Source organism: Mesorhizobium denitrificans, assembly GCF_003403035.1.
GTDB classification, from domain to species: Bacteria; Pseudomonadota; Alphaproteobacteria; order Rhizobiales; family Rhizobiaceae; genus Mesorhizobium_G; species Mesorhizobium_G denitrificans.
Map to the genome: position 1 here is coordinate 60346 of NZ_QURN01000002.1, position 15792 is coordinate 76137.

The window sequence follows — 15792 nt, forward strand, 5'->3', positions numbered from 1 at the left end:
GATCTTACCCAAAAATGCGCGGCACGACGCGCCCAGTCCGTCGTGCATATTCGTCATAGGATGGACCGAAGGTTTTGCGCATCATCGCCTCTTCCGGCCCGACCCGTACAATATAAAGCACTGCAATTCCCACCAATCCCGCCAGTCCGGCAATCCAGTTTGGTATCAGCAAGGCCTGCGCGATGCCCCAGAGCCAGAACGACGAATACATGGGATGGCGAACAAAACGGTAAAGCCCATCCGTTACCAGTTCATGTCTATCGCGTATCTCCAGTGAGATTGACCAGTTCTTGCCAAGCTGCCGATGGCTTGCATAGAACAGGGTCAGGAATCCGATCTCCACAAAGAGTCCAAGCCAACCCATCAACGGCCTGAAAGCATAATCCGCAAAGGCAGGAAATCCCGTCAAAACATAGACCAGCGGCACGATGGAAAGGCAGATCGAGGCAAAGCCGAGCGCCAGCCGGTCGCCCATCGAGCGCGCATCCGTGACAGTCTGGGTCTTGCGCGCCCGCCTTTGATGCGGATGGCGGATGACCGTCCATCCGACCAGCCCGCAAGCCCAGATGATTGCAGCAATTATTGGTGTCATATCGTGGCGTTGTCCTTTGCCGTGCCTGATCCCACAATCATCTCTTCTGCCCGTTCAAGCAGAGGAATTGGGCCGCAGCAAACCTGAAAGAAATCGAACCAATAAGGTTTCGTGTTCCCGAAAATGTACTGATAATGCACGCGAAAGAAGCTCTTTTTGATGCGCTTGTAGGTTTCGGCCTCAAGCATGTCCTTTACCCTCATGCGCCGCACGAGTGTGAAATCGTCCCGCACCGCCATATGCATTTCCGCGGCAGGGTTCGTCTTATAGAAATTAATGACATCCGTAAGGCATTGAATCTCGACCCAGTGTAGCCGCCCATCATCAGCCAGTGTTTTCACCTTTGAACGAAACTGCTTTGCGGCAGGATGTAACCCTGCCTTCAGCGCTGTCGAGCCGAGCGTCAGCACCGAAACGTGGGGTGCATAGCCGGTAAAATTCAGATCGCGCTCAAGACAGCGACCAGCAATATCGAGAATGAGCAATCCGCCGGTCGAATGCCCGATCAGTATTACCTCATCGAACTTGCCGGATTTCACACGTTCTATGGCGCAATCCGCAAATCTATCCATCAGCGCATCTGCGTCGGCGCGGTTTCCACGAATGAAATTGCGCGAGAACGACCATAGGTCCATCAGATGGTTGACCGGCCAGCGCTCGCCCAGTTTCCACTGTGCCAGCGCGAAAACCACCAGTCCCAAAATTATGGACATCCATCCGAGCCACTGCTGCGTCAGCTTCGCGACAATCCAGCCGAGCGCGGCAAAGGCGCAAATCATCAAAAATGGAAACAGGAAATAAAGGCCAAACCGCCACGCTTTCGCGAATATGCGGAAGGCAGTGCCCGTCACCACGAAATCCGCGAACGCCGCCAGATATTTGGCGAGCCGCACCGGCAGCGGTCGTGCGAAATCCGCCAGCACCAAGCTGTCCAGCACAAAAAAGTTGAACTCTGTCTCGACCGCTTTGCCGTCAATCTCGTTCGTTATCACCGCCCTGCCCGTTTCGGCCTCGCCGCCAGCGTCGGCGCGTTGCGCCTTCGCTCCCCACAGTTTTTCAAACCGGGCGAGTTCCTTATCCATGCGCGTAAAGAATGCCTGCGGCGACTTCGGGTCGTAGCCGCCGACGAAAAATATTGCGCGCCTGGTGATTTGTTCCGTCATTCAATTGCGAATCCGCTGTCGCTCTTTTATATCGCGCTGCAGCACATAGGAATGCCTTGGTCGAGACCTTGATATTGCATTCCTCGCAAAAAATTTGCGCTAATTTGATGGCCGATCCTTGACACTAGGAGGGGGCCAAACTATCTCCCAGCCATCATTGGCACTCACCTCTACAGAGTGCTAATGCGCATCCGGTTCTGCCGGATTGAGGACATTTCAGAACATCCGATAGGGATAATTCCAAATGGCAAAAACGAAGTTCCGCCCGCTTCATGACCGCGTGGTCGTCCGCCGGGTTGATTCCGAAGAAAAGACCAAAGGCGGCATCATCATTCCGGACTCCGCCAAGGAGAAGCCGCAGGAAGGCGAAATCATCGCTGTCGGCGCTGGCGCTCGCGATGAGAGCGGCAAGCTGGTTCCGCTGGACGTCAAGACCGGTGACCGCGTGCTGTTCGGCAAGTGGTCCGGCACAGAAGTGAAGCTCGATGGCGAAGACCTTCTCATCATGAAGGAATCCGACATCATGGGCATCATTGGCTGATCTCACCCGCAACCAATCACCTGAATTGGGCATTTTGCCCAGGAGCTAAGCTATGGCTGCAAAAGAAGTAAAATTTTCCCGTGACGCCCGCGAACGTATGCTGCGCGGTGTCAACATTCTCGCTGACGCTGTGAAGGTAACGCTTGGGCCGAAGGGCCGCAATGTCGTTATCGACAAGTCGTTCGGCGCTCCGCGCATCACCAAGGACGGCGTCACCGTCGCCAAGGAAATCGAACTCGAAGACAAGTTCGAAAACATGGGCGCACAGATGGTCCGCGAAGTTGCTTCGAAGACCAACGATATCGCTGGTGACGGCACCACGACCGCTACTGTTCTGGCTCAGGCCATCGTGCAGGAAGGCGCAAAGGCCGTTGCTGCTGGCATGAACCCGATGGACCTCAAGCGCGGTATCGACATCGCGGTTGCTGAAGTCGTCGCAGACCTCATCAAGAAGGCCAAGAAGATCAAGTCTTCGGACGAAGTCGCGCAGGTCGGCACCATCTCGGCTAACGGCGAAGAGTCGGTCGGCAAGATGATTGCGGAAGCGATGCAGAAGGTCGGCAACGAAGGCGTCATCACGGTTGAAGAAGCCAAGACCGCCGACACCGAACTCGAAGTTGTCGAAGGCATGCAGTTCGACCGCGGCTACCTGTCGCCTTACTTCATCACCAACCCGGACAAGATGGTAGCGGAACTCGAAGACGCTTACATCCTGCTCCACGAGAAGAAGCTCTCCAACCTCCAGGCGATGCTGCCGGTTCTCGAGGCTGTCGTTCAGACCTCCAAGCCGCTGCTCATCATCTCGGAAGACGTTGAAGGCGAAGCGCTTGCCACGCTGGTCGTGAACAAGCTGCGCGGTGGTCTCAAGATCGCTGCCGTCAAGGCTCCGGGCTTCGGCGACCGCCGCAAGGCAATGCTGGAAGACATCGCGATCCTCACCGGTGGTCAGGTTATTTCCGAAGACCTCGGCATCAAGCTCGAGAGCGTTACGCTCAACATGCTTGGCCGCGCCAAGAAGGTGCGTATCGAGAAGGAAAACACCACGATCGTTGACGGTGCAGGCAAGAAGGCCGAGATTCAGGCCCGCGTTGCCCAGATCAAGCAGCAGATCGAGGAAACCACTTCCGACTACGACCGTGAGAAGCTCCAGGAGCGTCTTGCCAAGCTCGCCGGCGGCGTTGCCGTTATCCGCGTCGGCGGTGCGACTGAAGTTGAAGTCAAGGAAAAGAAGGACCGCGTTGACGATGCTCTGAACGCAACCCGCGCTGCGGTTGAAGAAGGCATTGTTCCTGGCGGTGGCACCGCGCTTCTGCGCGCTGCTTCGGCTGTCACCTCGCGTGGCGCCAATGCCGATCAGGACGCTGGTATCGCCATCGTGAAGCGCGCTCTGCAGGCTCCGGCCCGTCAGATCGCTGCCAACGCTGGTGCAGAAGCTTCCATCGTTGCTGGCAAGATCCTCGAGAACAAGTCGTCTACCTTCGGCTACAACGCTCAGACGGGCGAATATGGCGACATGATCAGCCTCGGCATCGTTGACCCGGTCAAGGTTGTCCGCACTGCTCTGCAGGACGCAGCTTCGGTTGCCGGTCTGCTCGTCACCACCGAAGCCATGATCGCCGAAGCTCCGAAGAAGGACTCTCCGATGCCGGCTATGCCGGGCGGCGGAATGGGCGGCATGGGCGGCATGGATTTCTAAGCCTCCCAAGGCACACCACTATGAAAGGGCGGCCTCACGGTCGCCCTTTTTCTTTGTGCGCTGCGTTTTTTGCGTGAACGCTGAAACAAAGCGTGTAGGAACGCGGCTTTGCCGACCGCGTTTGGCTCCGTGTTCAACGAACTGGAGAAATCAGATGAAACGCATGATCGGCTTGATAGCTGGTGCTGCGCTACTGGCATGAATCGGCGTTGCCTCGGCGCAGGAAGTCATCATCGCGCCTGAGCAGCAAGTGGTAATTCGCGAATATGTAATCGCGCACCCCGTTGAACCAATCGAAGCTATCGACGGCGTTGCCGTGGGCCAGCGACTTCCGCCGGAAGTCACCCTTGCGCCAATTGAAGCGCCCGACATGACTTACGGATATGTCGTGATGGGAGATCACACGTTGATTGTTGACCCCGAAACCCGCGAGATCGTTCAGATCATTGAATAATACCGAATGGGCGATGCGGAATCCGCATCGCCCGAAGCCTGTCAGCTACGGCCCATTTGCGCATCGACGCTGATCGGTCCCGGACCGGCAGCGGCGATGTAGAGGAATATGAAGCAGAATAGCATTGCCGCTTCGCCGCCGTTCAGTACGGGGAAGAATCCGCTGCCTGCATGGCCGAGGAAGTAGGCAAACGCCATCAGACCCGACAGAACGAACGCCACCGGCCGTGAGAACAGACCAACTGTCAGCAACAGGCCGCCGACAATTTCGAGCACGGCTGCGGTCGTGGTCAACCCATTCAAAGGATAGGGAAATTCGGCCGGCCAGCCCAGCAGTTTCATCGTTCCATGGGTGAAAAATGTACCCGCGGAGAAAATTCGAAGAATGCTGAGCAGATGCGGCGCATATGGCCGAAGAAAAGCAAAATCCATAAACTTGACCTCATGATGAAAGTTTTTTGCCACTCGCTCCCTAGCATGCCAAATCGCAGTGCAACATCGCGGGCAACTGACAAATCCGTGAGCGCTGGAGCAGGTCACAGCTTTCTAACCGATTTTGTTTTCTATTCAGGTGCTTGGGCGGCTTGAATGCAGCGCAGCGAAGGGTTAGTCCGCTGACAGCATTTCTGAATTCAGGAGCCTGTCGTGGCGAACAAGACCCGCATCGAAACCGATACGTTTGGCCCAATCGAAGTCGCAAGCGACCGTTATTGGGGCGCGCAGGCACAGCGCTCGCTTGGAAACTTCAAGATCGGCTGGGAGAAGCAGCCCGTGGCTGTCGTGCGTGCGCTTGGCATCGTCAAGCGCGCCGCTGCTGAGGCCAATATGGAGCTGAAAAAGCTCGATCCGAAGATCGGCGATACCATCGTCGCTGCCGCGCAAGAGGTCATCGACGGCAAGCTGAACGATCATTTTCCGCTGGTCGTCTGGCAGACTGGCTCGGGCACTCAGTCAAACATGAACGCCAATGAGGTCATTTCCAACCGCGCTATTGAAATGCTTGGTGGTGAGATGGGCTCGAAGAAGCCGGTTCATCCGAACGACCATGTGAACATGAGCCAGTCGTCGAACGACACCTACCCGACGGCGATGCATGTCGCCTGCGCTGAGCGCATCGTTCACGACCTACTGCCCGCTCTCAAGCATCTGCACAAGGCGCTGGCAAAAAAGTCGAAGGCGTTCGACAAGATCGTCAAGATTGGGCGCACGCACACGCAGGATGCCACGCCTCTCACGCTTGGGCAGGAATTTGGTGGTTATGCCGCGCAGGTCGAATCTTCGATCAAGCGCATCGAAAGCACCCTGCCCGGTCTTTACGAACTGGCCCAAGGTGGCACTGCCGTCGGCACCGGGCTGAATGCGCCCATTGGTTTTGCCGAAAAGGTCGCCAGGCGCATCGCCAAGATCACGAAGCTGCCTTTCGTAACGGCACCGAACAAGTTCGAAGCGCTCGCTGCACACGACGCGATGGTGTTCTCGCACGGGGCGATCAACGCCGCCGCTGCCGCTCTTTACAAAGTCGCAAACGACATTCGCTTCCTTGGCTCGGGTCCGCGCTCCGGTCTTGGCGAGCTTTCGTTGCCAGAAAACGAGCCGGGCTCGTCCATCATGCCGGGCAAGGTGAATCCCACCCAGTGCGAGGCCATGACGCAGGTTTGCGTGCAGGTGTTCGGCAACAATGCCACCATTAGTTTCGCGGGCAGTCAGGGCCATTTCGAGCTGAACGTCTACAACCCGGTCATGGCGTATAATTTCCTGCAATCCGTGCAACTCATGTCAGATGCTGCTGTGTCCTTCACGGACAATTGTGTCGTCGGCATCGAGGCGCGCAAGGACAATATCAAGGCCGCTCTCGAGCGCTCCCTGATGCTGGTCACGGCGCTGGCTCCAACCATCGGCTACGACGCCGCTGCGAAGATCGCCAAGACCGCGCACAAGAACGGCACCACCCTGCGCGAAGAAGCGCTGAAGACCGGCCTCGTTACGGAGAAGGAATACGACACCATCGTCCGCGCCGAGCTTATGACCCATCCGGGCTGAGGAACCGGGCACCGGGCTTGATCATCTTGTTCAAGAACCTTCGTTGTGAACACCCCGCCCTTTGCCGTTCACCATTAATGAACGATCCGTTCGCAAGCTGCTGGCTCGCCGAACCAGCACTCGCGCGTTAATAGTGCCGCATATTCAACCGGGAACGCAGATTCATGTCCTCCAACCTTCTTGTCCTCGTCGGCCGGATTTTCCTGTCGGTTCTTTTCATTATGTCCGGCTTTGCCAAGCTCACCGGGCTCGCCGGTACGGCTCAATTCTTCGCGGCTGTTGGCCTGCCCGCACCGATGATCGTTGCGGTCCTCGTCGGTCTGCTCGAACTGTTTGGCGGCCTTGCAATCCTCGTGGGCTTCAAGACCCGCGCTGTCGCACTGGTTTTGGCTGTATTCACGCTCGCAGCAACGGCTATCGCGCACATGAACTTTGCTGATCCGATGCAGCTTCTGATGGCACAGAAGAACCTCGCAATTGCTGGCGGTTTCCTTGTGCTGGCAGCGTTCGGCGCTGGCATCTACTCGGTTGACGCAAAGCGCACATAACACCTGACACAAACAAAAAAGGCCCGCCAGTTGCGGGCCTTCTTCTTTTCCGTCACCGGTTATTTTTCCGGAATAGGCGTTCCGCCCTCAACGGCGAGTTCGAGCTTTTTGCCCGTCAGCTTGGCAAGTTGGGCGAGCCGTCCGATCGGACGCTCCCCGAACAGTGCAGCATCCTCAGCCGGAATGACCAGCGCCAGCACGCCATTGTCGCGCTTTTCCCATTTCAGTCGCGGAATGATCCCGGACATGGAAGCGGACAGCAAATACACCACGCGGAAAAGTGCAGCCAGAATCCGCGCGCGTTCGAGATAGCGTGGTGTTGCCAGCCGCAACAGGTCGGCGCTTGCCGCGGAATCATTCATCACGCCTTCGTGCCGGAACAGGTTCGCCAGCGCGATATAGGCCCGTCCCGGGTGATCCACGCCGGTAAACGACGCGTGTGCGATGATGTTCAGCGATTGCGTTCCGCGATATTCAGGATGCGCGCGCCAGCCGATATCGGCCAGCAGGCACGCCGCTTCGCGATAGCGCGCCTCGTCCTCCGTCTCATCAATGCCAAATGCACGAAACGACGCGGCCGTCCAATCCACCAGTTCATGCGCGTGTTCGACATCGCGTGCGCGCAGCACGGCAAGCTCCTCAGCGGCGGCAATCAGCGGGTCTTCGCGCTGTTTGCGGCGCGGCAGCAGCGAATAGAGATAGCCCTCGCGCACGCCAGTAGCCGACAGCACAATTTTAGAGGGCTTCATCCGCTCCACGATTTCGCGCAGCACAATCGCACCATATGAAAGCAGCGCGCGCCGGCTTTTGGAAACCGCGTCGATGCCCGCCATGCGGTCGATATTTCCCGTCGCGACCGTCGCCAGAAAATCCATAGACTGCACAGGATCCATCTCGTAATTGTGCATGATTCCAAGTGGATAGCCCGTCGCGTGCATGTGCAGCCGCGCGAGGTTTCGCCACGTTCCGCCAACGGCGTAGAAGGCCTTGCCCTCACCGTTTTTAAGTAGTTTTGCGCCTGCCAGTTCCTGGCGCGCGATCTTCATTGCCTGCAGCAGCGAGCCATTCGCCATATCCTGAAGCCGCAATCCGCCGAGTGGCAAGGTAATCCCCTCGCCGATTTCGTAGCCATTCACCTCGACGAGTTCGAGACTGCCGCCGCCGAGATCGCCCACGACGCCCACCGGGTTGCGGAAGCCGGAAATAACGCCAAGCGCCGAATAATGCGCTTCTTCACGCCCCGACAGAACATTGATCGACGTGCCGAGAATTTTCTCCGCGCGCCGGATGAAGTCTGGCCCATTCTTGGCCTCGCGTGCCGCCGCTGTTGCAACAACATGCAGTTCCCGCGCGCCTGCTTGCTCGGAAAGCGCGCGAAACCGCCGAAATTCTTCGATTGAGCGCGTCACCGCTTCCGGGTCCAGCTTGCCGGTTGAGACAATCCCGCGACCGAGACCCGCCAGCATCTTCTCGTTGAAGAAGATTGTCGGCGAGCGCACCAGACCCTCATACACAACAAGACGGATCGAGTTGGATCCTATGTCGATCACGGAAACCGGGCGACGGTCCTGAAGTCTGCCCTGTGAGCGTTCGATCAAACTGCTATGCCTTCTTGCGCCGCTTAAACTGGGCAATCCGCTTTGGCGCGTGAGATTTCAGTGCGTCACCCCGGCCCGAGAGGCTTGGGTTGGTCATGAAATATTCCTGAGCGTTGAAGGGTTCCTCGCCTTCTTCGAGCACCACGCGCCGCGAAGTGCCATCAGCCAGTACATCGAAACTTTGCTGGTTGTCCACGATGTTGCCCAGCATGATCTGGTTCAAAACCTGCTCATGCACAGTCTTGTTCTTGATCGGCACCATGCATTCCACACGGCGATCGAGGTTGCGCGGCATAAGGTCCGCCGACGAAATATAGATAATCGCCTCGTCTGATGGCAGGCCGTGGCCGTTGCCGAAGCAATAAATCCTGCTGTGTTCCAGGAAACGCCCGACAATCGACTTCACGCGGATATTGTCGGAAAGGCCCGGCACCTGCGGTCGCAGGCAGCAAATGCCACGCACCACGAGTTCGATTTCCACGCCCGCGCGGCTCGCCGCATATAGCGCGTCGATAATCTGCGGATCGACCAGCGAATTCATCTTCAACCAAATGCGCGCGGGCCGCCCCTCCTTCGCGTGGACGACTTCCTGCTCGATGTGACCGAGAATGCGGCTGCGGAGCGTGAACGGCGACACAGCGATGGTCATTTCTTTTGTCGGCTCAGCGTAACCCGTGATGAAATTGAAGATCAGGGCCACATCGCGCGCGATTTGCGCATCCGTCGTAAAGAATGACAGGTCGGTGTAAATGCGCGCGGTGATCGGGTGATAATTGCCCGTTCCAAGATGCACATAGTTGCGCAGCTTGCCGTCTTCGCGCCGTACCACAAGCGACATTTTCGCGTGTGTTTTCAGCTCCATAAAGCCGAAAACCACCTGCACGCCAGCGCGTTCGAGGTCGCGCGCCCAGCGGATGTTTGCTTCTTCGTCAAAGCGCGCCTTCAATTCGACAAGCGCGGTGACAGACTTGCCCGCTTCCGCCGCATCCACAAGCGCGCGTACGATCGGGCTGTCGTTTGAAGTACGGTAAAGCGTCTGCTTGATCGCCACCACTTCCGGGTCAGCCGCCGCCTGCCGCAGAAACTGAACCACCACGTCGAACGATTCGTAGGGGTGATGAACGATAATGTCCTTTTCGCCGATTGCCGCGAAGCAATCGCCGCCGTGGTCACGAATTCGTTCGGGAAAGCGCGGATTATAAGGCGTGAATTTAAGATCATCGCGCGCTACGGATACCAGTTCGGAAATCTGGTTTATGGCAAGCATACCTTTCAGCACGCTGATGCGGCTGCCGGAAACGCCGAGTTCCTGCGCAACGAAGTCGCGCAATTCTGCCGGCATCTGGCCGTCAAATTCGATACGAATAACCGAGCCGCGGCGGCGGCGCTTGAGTGCCGTCTCAAACAGTTGCACGAGATCTTCAGACTCTTCGGCAACCTCGATATCGCTGTCTCGAATGATGCGGAACGTGCCGGAACCTTTGACCTCGTAGCCCGGAAACAGCTTGCCCACGAACAGGTTCACTGTCGCTTCCAGAGGGATGAAGCGCACATGCTTCTTCTTGGTGTCGGGTAGTCTGATAAACCGCTTCAGCGCCACCGGCAGACGCAGCAAGGCGGACATTTCTTCGCCGTTGCGCAGATGCCGCAGTTGCAGCGCTATCGAAAAACCGAGATTGGGAATGAACGGGAACGGGTGCGCCGGGTCGATGGAAAGCGGTGTCAGAACCGGGAAAATCTGGTCGCGGAAATGCTCCTGCAGCCAAACCTGCTCGTCTTTGGAAAGCGCGTCGGCGGAAACAATCTCAATATGCTCTTTCTTGAGCACCGCGTTCAAATTATCGAAGCTGTTGTGCTGGTCCTCCTGAAGGCGCCCCACCTCCAGCAGCAGATAGTCAAGTTGCTCCTGCGGCGTGCGTCCGTCCGGGCTTTTTATCGCGATTCCCTGCCGCACCTGCGCGGCCAGGCCGGCGACGCGCACCATAAAGAATTCATCGAGATTGGCGGCTGAAATCGACAGAAACCGCACGCGCTCAAGCAGCGGGTGCGAAATATTTTCCGACTCTTCCAGAACGCGCCGGTTGAACTGGAGCCACGAAAACTCACGATTCACGAAACGGTCGGGATTCCCCTCCGTTTCACTCCCCGCACCCGAAACTTCCACTCGCAATGGCTTTAGCTCATTCATGTTCCAATATCCGGTGCTTTGCACCGACCCCGCAACGTCTCTAGTCTAACCATTTGACAGGCTTTTGCGACATTTTCGTTTCAATGATGTGACAGTCTCCATGGGGGAAATGCTTTGCGAAGCACGGCTCGCCAAGGGTGCCTAATTTCCGTTCGAAGGTTATTCACCCGCGACGCAGCGGCTTCTTGCAAAGCGCGCGGAATTGTTTCAAACGCTTGGAACCAGAACATCGGCAAGGAGCATAGTCATGGCGGCGGGCGCGATCCCTCATTTCCACAATGACGGCGGCTATGCGACCATTGAAATCGGCGTCACCGAGTTCATGTGCATGGGCGCGAACCCGCCCTTCGATCACCCACATGTGTTTCTCGACATGGGCGACGATACGGAAAGCGTCTGTCCCTATTGCTCGACCCTGTTCCGCTACAACCCGTCGCTCCGCCCGGACCAGACCCTGCCGGAAGGCTGCGCCTATCTGGATCACGCTGCCTGAGGGCGGCGCGCGCCAAGGTCGCGCATGATAGCCAAAGCTCAATCCATTCTGATTGCCGGAGCTGGTATTGCCGGACTGTCTGCCGCATTGGCTTTCGCGCGGCGTGGCGCGGATGTGCAAATCTTTGAGCGCGCCGAAAAGCTTGAAGAAGTCGGCGCAGGGCTACAGCTTTCGCCGAATGCCACGCGCTTTCTCTCGCGCATTGGTGTGCTCGACGAGCTCATGGAAACCGCAGTCGAGCCGGATGCTATCGTGCTGCGCCGGGCCGATACGCTGCGGGAGATTGGCCGCGTGCCGCTCGGACAAGCCGCCCGCGCTCGCTGGGGTTCGCCCTACCTCGTATCGCACCGCGCCGATTTGCAGCGCGCTTTGCTGAATGCCGTCGCGCGACAATCCAGCATCAAACTCTCAACGAACGCGCCAGTCAGCGACATTGATCTGGAAAGCGACGCACCGCGCATCGCCGTGGGTCGACACGATGGCGAGCGGGACGTTTCGGGCCGACTGATTGTTGGCGCGGATGGCGTCTGGTCAACCATTCGCGCGCTTTCGGGCAAAGTCGGCGAAAGCCGATTCGTCGGGCAGATCGCATGGCGGCGCACTATGGCGACGGATTCCCCTGCTGCGCAGGCGCTGCTCGCCGCCTGCCCCGGCCGATGCGTAACCGCGTTTCTGCATCCTGGCTTTCATATGATTGCCTATCCCGTGCGGGGAGGTAAGGCGATCAATCTGGCCGCATTCACGCCCACCCGTGTTGAAATGTCGACCGGCTGGAGCCATGAGGGCCAGACATCGAAGCTTCAAAAAGCCATGTACGGCACCGCACCGGCCGTCGCCGCGTTGGCCACGGATGGCGATTGGCTCGCCTGGCCGATTCATGTCGCAGATCTCGATGCGCCTTGGTCAGCGCCCGTTGGCCTGGCGCTCATTGGTGATGCTGCCCACGCTATGACGCCCTTTGCGGCGCAGGGCGCGGCAATGGCGATTGAAGACGCCGAAACGCTCGCCGCTCGCACTGTTGATACACCTGACCTCGCCGCAGCGCTCCACACCTGGACCGTCGAACGGCGTCGGCGCGTGCTGAAAGTCGCACGTCGCGGTGCGTTCAATCACTTCGCGTGGCACGCATGGGGACCGGCCGCAACCGCGCGCGATCTGGTGCTAAAAATGCGCAGTCCAGAGTCCCTGATGGCCGATATGGATTGGCTGTACGGGTGGGATGGTCCGATCTAACCCACCCGCACTATCCTCAATGCAATATCTGGCTAAGGAAGAGCTTGGTGCGCTCGTGCTGCGGATGGTCGAAGAATTCCTTCGGCGTGTTCTGCTCCACGATCTGCCCCGCATCCATAAAGATCACGCGGTTGGCGACCTTGCGCGCAAAGCCCATTTCGTGGGTCACGCAGAGCATGGTCATGCCCTCTTCGGCCAGACCCACCATAGTATCCAGAACTTCCTTGATCATTTCCGGATCGAGCGCCGATGTCGGCTCGTCAAACAGCATGATGCGTGGGTTCATGCACAGCGAGCGGGCAATCGCCACGCGCTGCTGCTGGCCGCCCGACAACTGACCCGGATATTTGTGCGCCTGCTCCGGAATTTTCACGCGGCGCAGGAAATGCATAGCCGTTTCCTCGGCTTGCTTCTTCGGGACCTTACGCACCCAGATCGGCGCCAGCGTGCAATTTTCCAAAATCGTCAGATGCGGAAACAGGTTGAAGTGCTGGAACACCATGCCGACCTCGCGCCGCACCTCGTCGATCTTTTTCAGGTCGTTGGTCAGTTCCTTGCCGTCGACAATGATCTGGCCCTTCTGGTGCTCTTCCAATCGGTTGATGCAGCGGATCATGGTTGACTTGCCCGAGCCGGACGGCCCGCAAATGACGATCCGTTCGCCACGCATAACCTTGAGGTTGATGTCTTTCAGAACGTGGAACTCGCCATACCATTTATGCATGCCGATAATATCGACTGCGACGTCGGTTTTCGACACTTCCATTTTGGAGCCGTCGACATTGATCTCGTCGGCAGCGACGGCGTTTTCTGTGGTCATTGCCAATTCCCCTATGTGTTTACGTTAGCAGCCATCGGGTTATTTCCGATGGCTCGTATCGAGACGGCGTTCCATGAACATCGAGTAGCGTGACATGCTGAAGCAGAATATCCAAAAGATTGCGGCTGCAAAGACATAACCGGTCTTGGCTGTCTGCGGCGTTGCCCAGGTCGGATCGCCCGAAATACTCTGCTTCACCACACCCAGCAGGTCGAACATGGAGATAATCAGCACCAGCGTCGTGTCCTTGAACAGACCGATGAAGGTGTTCACGATGCCCGGAATGACCAGCTTGAGCGCCTGCGGCATGACGATGAAACCCATCTTCTGCCAATAGCCCAGGCCGAGCGAATCCGCGCCTTCATACTGCCCCTTCGGGATGGCCTGCAGACCGCCGCGCACCACCTCCGCCATATAGGCCGAGGAGAACAGCGCCACGCCGATCAGCGCGCGCAACAGCTTGTCGAAGGTCATGCCCGGCGGCACGAACAGCGGCAGCATGAAGCTTGCCATGAACAGTACAGTCACCAGCGGCACACCGCGGATTGCCTCGATGAACACCACGCACAGCATCTTGATGATCGGCATTTTCGACCGCCGCCCAAGTGCCAGCAGGATACCCAGCGGCAGCGAAACCACGATGCCGACATAGGAGATGACCAGCGTGACCATGAGGCCACCCCAAAGCGGAGTTTCGATATAGGACAGGCCGAAATAGCCGCCGACCAGCAGGAAGAACGCAACAAACGGGAACACCACGAAGAAGAGGATCGCGTTGAGTTTCTTGAATGGTGCACTCGGCGTCAGCAACGGTATCAGCAGTGCGATGAAAATCACGCCTGTCAGGATCACGCGCCAGCGCTCTTCCAAAGGATAGCGACCGAACATGAACTGTCCGAAGCGTGCCTCAACAAATGGCCAGCAGGCGCCGGACCATCCCGCTGGCAACTGGCCGCCCTGCTCCGTCGTCAGGCATGCCGTGCGGTCTGCGCCAGACCAAACCGCGCTGAAGAAAAGCCAGTTGAGGATTTGCGGCAGAAACCACACAACAGCCAGCGCGGCAATCAAGGTCAGCACCGTGTCAATGGGCGATGCGAACAGGTTCTTGCGTACCCACGCATTCGGGCCAACCGCCGAGCTTGGCGCAGCCTGCGCCAAGGCCATTTCGGTTCTCACCCATGCAACATCATGTTCCTGCATGGCTTATCTCTCCTTCAGCGCCATTTTGGCGTTGAACCAGTTCATGAACAGCGAGGTCAGAATGCTCAAGCTGAGGTAGACCGCCATGAAAATGACAACCACCTCGATGGCCTGACCGGTCTGGTTCAGGATCGTTCCGCCGATGGCGTAGAGGTCGGGATAGCCGATCGCCACAGCCAGTGATGAGTTCTTCGTCAGGTTAAGATACTGGCTTGTCAGCGGCGGGATAATGATCCGCATCGCCTGCGGAATAACCACCAGCCGCAACCCCTGTGAGGGGCGAATGCCAAGCGCCGAATAGGCTTCCGTCTGCCCGCGCGGCACACCCATGATGCCCGCGCGCACAATCTCGGCGATGAACGCTGCAGTGTAGAAAGAAAGCGCGAGGAACAGCGACAGGAATTCCGGCTTGATGTTCGCGCCGCCGGTGAGGTTGAACGTCCCTTTCTGCGGCAGATCGAACGTCAGCGGGAATCCACCAAGCACGAAACCGAGAAACGGCATTCCCAGGATCAGCGCGACGCTTGTCCAGATCACCGGAAATTGCTGGCCCGTTTCCACCTGCCGTGCACGCGCCCACCGCGCCACAAACCAGCTGAATATGATGCCGAGCACCAAACCGACGAGGATGAGCCACGAACCCTCCCCCCAAACCGGTCTCGGTAGATAAAATCCGCGATTGTTCAGGAAAGAGCTTAGCGGCAGCGAGTAGCTGTCGCGAACATTCGGCAGCAGCGAAAGCACGCCCTGATACCAGAACAGGATAACCAGCAAAGGCGGGATATTGCGGAACAATTCCACGTAAACCGTCGCAATCTTGCGGATAAGCCAGTTGTTGGACAGGCGCCCGACGCCAACCAGAAACCCAATGATCGTCGCGGCGATAATACCCGTCACAGCCACCAGCGCGGTATTCAAGATGCCGACGACAATGGCGCGGCCAAATGTCGAATCCGACGAATACGGGATGAGTGACGTAAGAATATCGAACCCGGCCCGGCCTTTCAGGAAGGCGAAGCCTGTCTGAATGTTCGAGCGGCGCAGGTTCTCGAGTGTATTTTCAACAATCCACCATCCGCCCAGCACCAAAAGCGCAACAATAAGCACCTGAAAAAAGATACTTCTCGCTCGTGGATCATAGAGCAGGGAAACCTTCTCCGATCGCCCCGCTGGTAACACGTCCTGTGTTGCCATATCGTTCCCCTTCCATTGCCGGACGGACATATT

Annotated in this window: 15 protein-coding genes; 7 read left to right on the top strand and 8 right to left on the bottom strand. The window is 57.8% G+C overall.

Translation table 11 applies throughout. The features are described from left to right. Positions 1 to 4 precede the first annotated feature (4 nt). Both DY251_RS02800 and DY251_RS02805 read right to left on the bottom strand, forming a co-directional pair. Entirely contained in the window at positions 5 to 592 is a 588-nt protein-coding gene (locus tag DY251_RS02800; protein WP_116622346.1) for a protein-S-isoprenylcysteine O-methyltransferase, read from the bottom strand. Then, positions 589 to 1755 (bottom strand): lipase, encoded by a 1167-nt coding sequence (locus tag DY251_RS02805; RefSeq protein ID WP_116622347.1) that lies wholly within the window; start codon positions 1753 to 1755, stop codon positions 589 to 591. Before DY251_RS02805 ends, DY251_RS02800 begins: the two co-directional genes overlap by 4 nt. Before the next feature lie 244 nt (positions 1756 to 1999). Between DY251_RS02805 and groES the strand changes: the two genes are divergently transcribed. From groES to DY251_RS02820, 3 genes are all read left to right on the top strand, one after another. Further along, positions 2000 to 2296: a co-chaperone GroES gene (gene groES, locus DY251_RS02810; protein WP_116622348.1), complete on the top strand. Its 297-nt coding sequence runs from the start codon at positions 2000 to 2002 to the stop codon at positions 2294 to 2296. Between the two features lie 52 nt (positions 2297 to 2348). After that, the gene (groL, locus tag DY251_RS02815; RefSeq protein WP_116622349.1) at positions 2349 to 3992 is read left to right on the top strand and encodes a chaperonin GroEL; all 1644 of its coding nucleotides are present in this window, start codon (positions 2349 to 2351) and stop codon (positions 3990 to 3992) included. A 250-nt stretch (positions 3993 to 4242) separates the two neighbouring features. Next, positions 4243 to 4446 carry a DUF1236 domain-containing protein gene (locus DY251_RS02820; RefSeq protein ID WP_245415836.1) on the top strand — a complete coding sequence of 68 codons (204 nt, stop codon included), beginning with the start codon at positions 4243 to 4245 and terminating at the stop codon, positions 4444 to 4446. A 41-nt stretch (positions 4447 to 4487) separates the two neighbouring features. Here the strand turns inward: DY251_RS02820 and DY251_RS02825 are convergent, their stop codons facing one another. After that, positions 4488 to 4877, bottom strand: a complete 390-nt coding sequence (locus tag DY251_RS02825) for a DoxX family protein (protein WP_116622463.1) — start codon at positions 4875 to 4877, stop codon at positions 4488 to 4490. Positions 4878 to 5090: 213 nt separating this feature from the next. Between DY251_RS02825 and fumC the strand changes: the two genes are divergently transcribed. Both fumC and DY251_RS02835 read left to right on the top strand, forming a co-directional pair. Continuing rightward, positions 5091 to 6485: a class II fumarate hydratase gene (gene fumC, locus DY251_RS02830; protein WP_245415837.1), complete on the top strand. Its 1395-nt coding sequence runs from the start codon at positions 5091 to 5093 to the stop codon at positions 6483 to 6485. A gap of 164 nt (positions 6486 to 6649) precedes the next feature. Beyond that, complete coding sequence (locus DY251_RS02835; RefSeq protein WP_116622351.1) at positions 6650 to 7033, top strand: DoxX family protein; 384 nt, start codon at positions 6650 to 6652, stop codon at positions 7031 to 7033. Between the two features lie 59 nt (positions 7034 to 7092). On the opposite strand, the gene ppx is transcribed toward DY251_RS02835, so the two are convergent. Next, the gene (gene ppx, locus DY251_RS02840) at positions 7093 to 8631 is read right to left on the bottom strand and encodes an exopolyphosphatase (protein ID WP_116622352.1); all 1539 of its coding nucleotides are present in this window, start codon (positions 8629 to 8631) and stop codon (positions 7093 to 7095) included. Between the two features lie 4 nt (positions 8632 to 8635). Continuing rightward, positions 8636 to 10819, bottom strand: a complete 2184-nt coding sequence (locus tag DY251_RS02845; protein ID WP_116622353.1) for an RNA degradosome polyphosphate kinase — start codon at positions 10817 to 10819, stop codon at positions 8636 to 8638. 247 nt (positions 10820 to 11066) lie between these two features. Between DY251_RS02845 and DY251_RS02850 the strand changes: the two genes are divergently transcribed. Then, positions 11067 to 11312, top strand: a complete 246-nt coding sequence (locus DY251_RS02850; protein ID WP_116622354.1) for a zinc-finger domain-containing protein — start codon at positions 11067 to 11069, stop codon at positions 11310 to 11312. 24 nt (positions 11313 to 11336) lie between these two features. Further along, on the top strand, positions 11337 to 12545 hold the full coding sequence (locus DY251_RS02855) for an FAD-dependent monooxygenase (RefSeq protein ID WP_116622355.1): 1209 nt from the start codon (positions 11337 to 11339) through the stop codon (positions 12543 to 12545). Between the two features lie 16 nt (positions 12546 to 12561). Here DY251_RS02855 and DY251_RS02860 read toward each other — a convergent pair whose 3' ends face one another. Genes DY251_RS02860 through DY251_RS02870 form a run of 3 tightly spaced genes read right to left on the bottom strand, consistent with a single transcriptional unit; the run spans position 12562 to position 15759 of the window. Then, positions 12562 to 13365, bottom strand: coding sequence for an amino acid ABC transporter ATP-binding protein (locus tag DY251_RS02860; protein ID WP_116622356.1), 804 nt, complete (start codon positions 13363 to 13365; stop codon positions 12562 to 12564). A 39-nt stretch (positions 13366 to 13404) separates the two neighbouring features. Then, positions 13405 to 14565, bottom strand: coding sequence for an amino acid ABC transporter permease (locus DY251_RS02865; RefSeq protein WP_116622357.1), 1161 nt, complete (start codon positions 14563 to 14565; stop codon positions 13405 to 13407). Between the two features lie 3 nt (positions 14566 to 14568). After that, the gene (locus tag DY251_RS02870) at positions 14569 to 15759 is read right to left on the bottom strand and encodes an amino acid ABC transporter permease (RefSeq protein WP_116622358.1); all 1191 of its coding nucleotides are present in this window, start codon (positions 15757 to 15759) and stop codon (positions 14569 to 14571) included. Between the last annotated feature and the right edge of the window lie 33 nt (positions 15760 to 15792).

Bases quoted from the DNA above. Each gene is read 5' to 3' on its own strand.
- groES (WP_116622348.1), top strand. From the start codon at position 2,000: ATGGCAAAAACGAAGTTCCGCCCGCTTCATGACCGCGTGGTCGTCCGC.
- DY251_RS02805 (WP_116622347.1), bottom strand. From the start codon at position 1,755: ATGACGGAACAAATCACCAGGCGCGCAATATTTTTCGTCGGCGGCTAC.
- DY251_RS02855 (WP_116622355.1), top strand. From the start codon at position 11,337: ATGATAGCCAAAGCTCAATCCATTCTGATTGCCGGAGCTGGTATTGCC.
- groL (WP_116622349.1), top strand. From the start codon at position 2,349: ATGGCTGCAAAAGAAGTAAAATTTTCCCGTGACGCCCGCGAACGTATG.
- DY251_RS02845 (WP_116622353.1), bottom strand. From the start codon at position 10,819: ATGAATGAGCTAAAGCCATTGCGAGTGGAAGTTTCGGGTGCGGGGAGT.
- DY251_RS02850 (WP_116622354.1), top strand. From the start codon at position 11,067: ATGGCGGCGGGCGCGATCCCTCATTTCCACAATGACGGCGGCTATGCG.
- DY251_RS02865 (WP_116622357.1), bottom strand. From the start codon at position 14,565: ATGCAGGAACATGATGTTGCATGGGTGAGAACCGAAATGGCCTTGGCG.
- DY251_RS02860 (WP_116622356.1), bottom strand. From the start codon at position 13,365: ATGACCACAGAAAACGCCGTCGCTGCCGACGAGATCAATGTCGACGGC.
- DY251_RS02870 (WP_116622358.1), bottom strand. From the start codon at position 15,759: ATGGCAACACAGGACGTGTTACCAGCGGGGCGATCGGAGAAGGTTTCC.
- DY251_RS02825 (WP_116622463.1), bottom strand. From the start codon at position 4,877: ATGGATTTTGCTTTTCTTCGGCCATATGCGCCGCATCTGCTCAGCATT.
- DY251_RS02835 (WP_116622351.1), top strand. From the start codon at position 6,650: ATGTCCTCCAACCTTCTTGTCCTCGTCGGCCGGATTTTCCTGTCGGTT.
- DY251_RS02800 (WP_116622346.1), bottom strand. From the start codon at position 592: ATGACACCAATAATTGCTGCAATCATCTGGGCTTGCGGGCTGGTCGGA.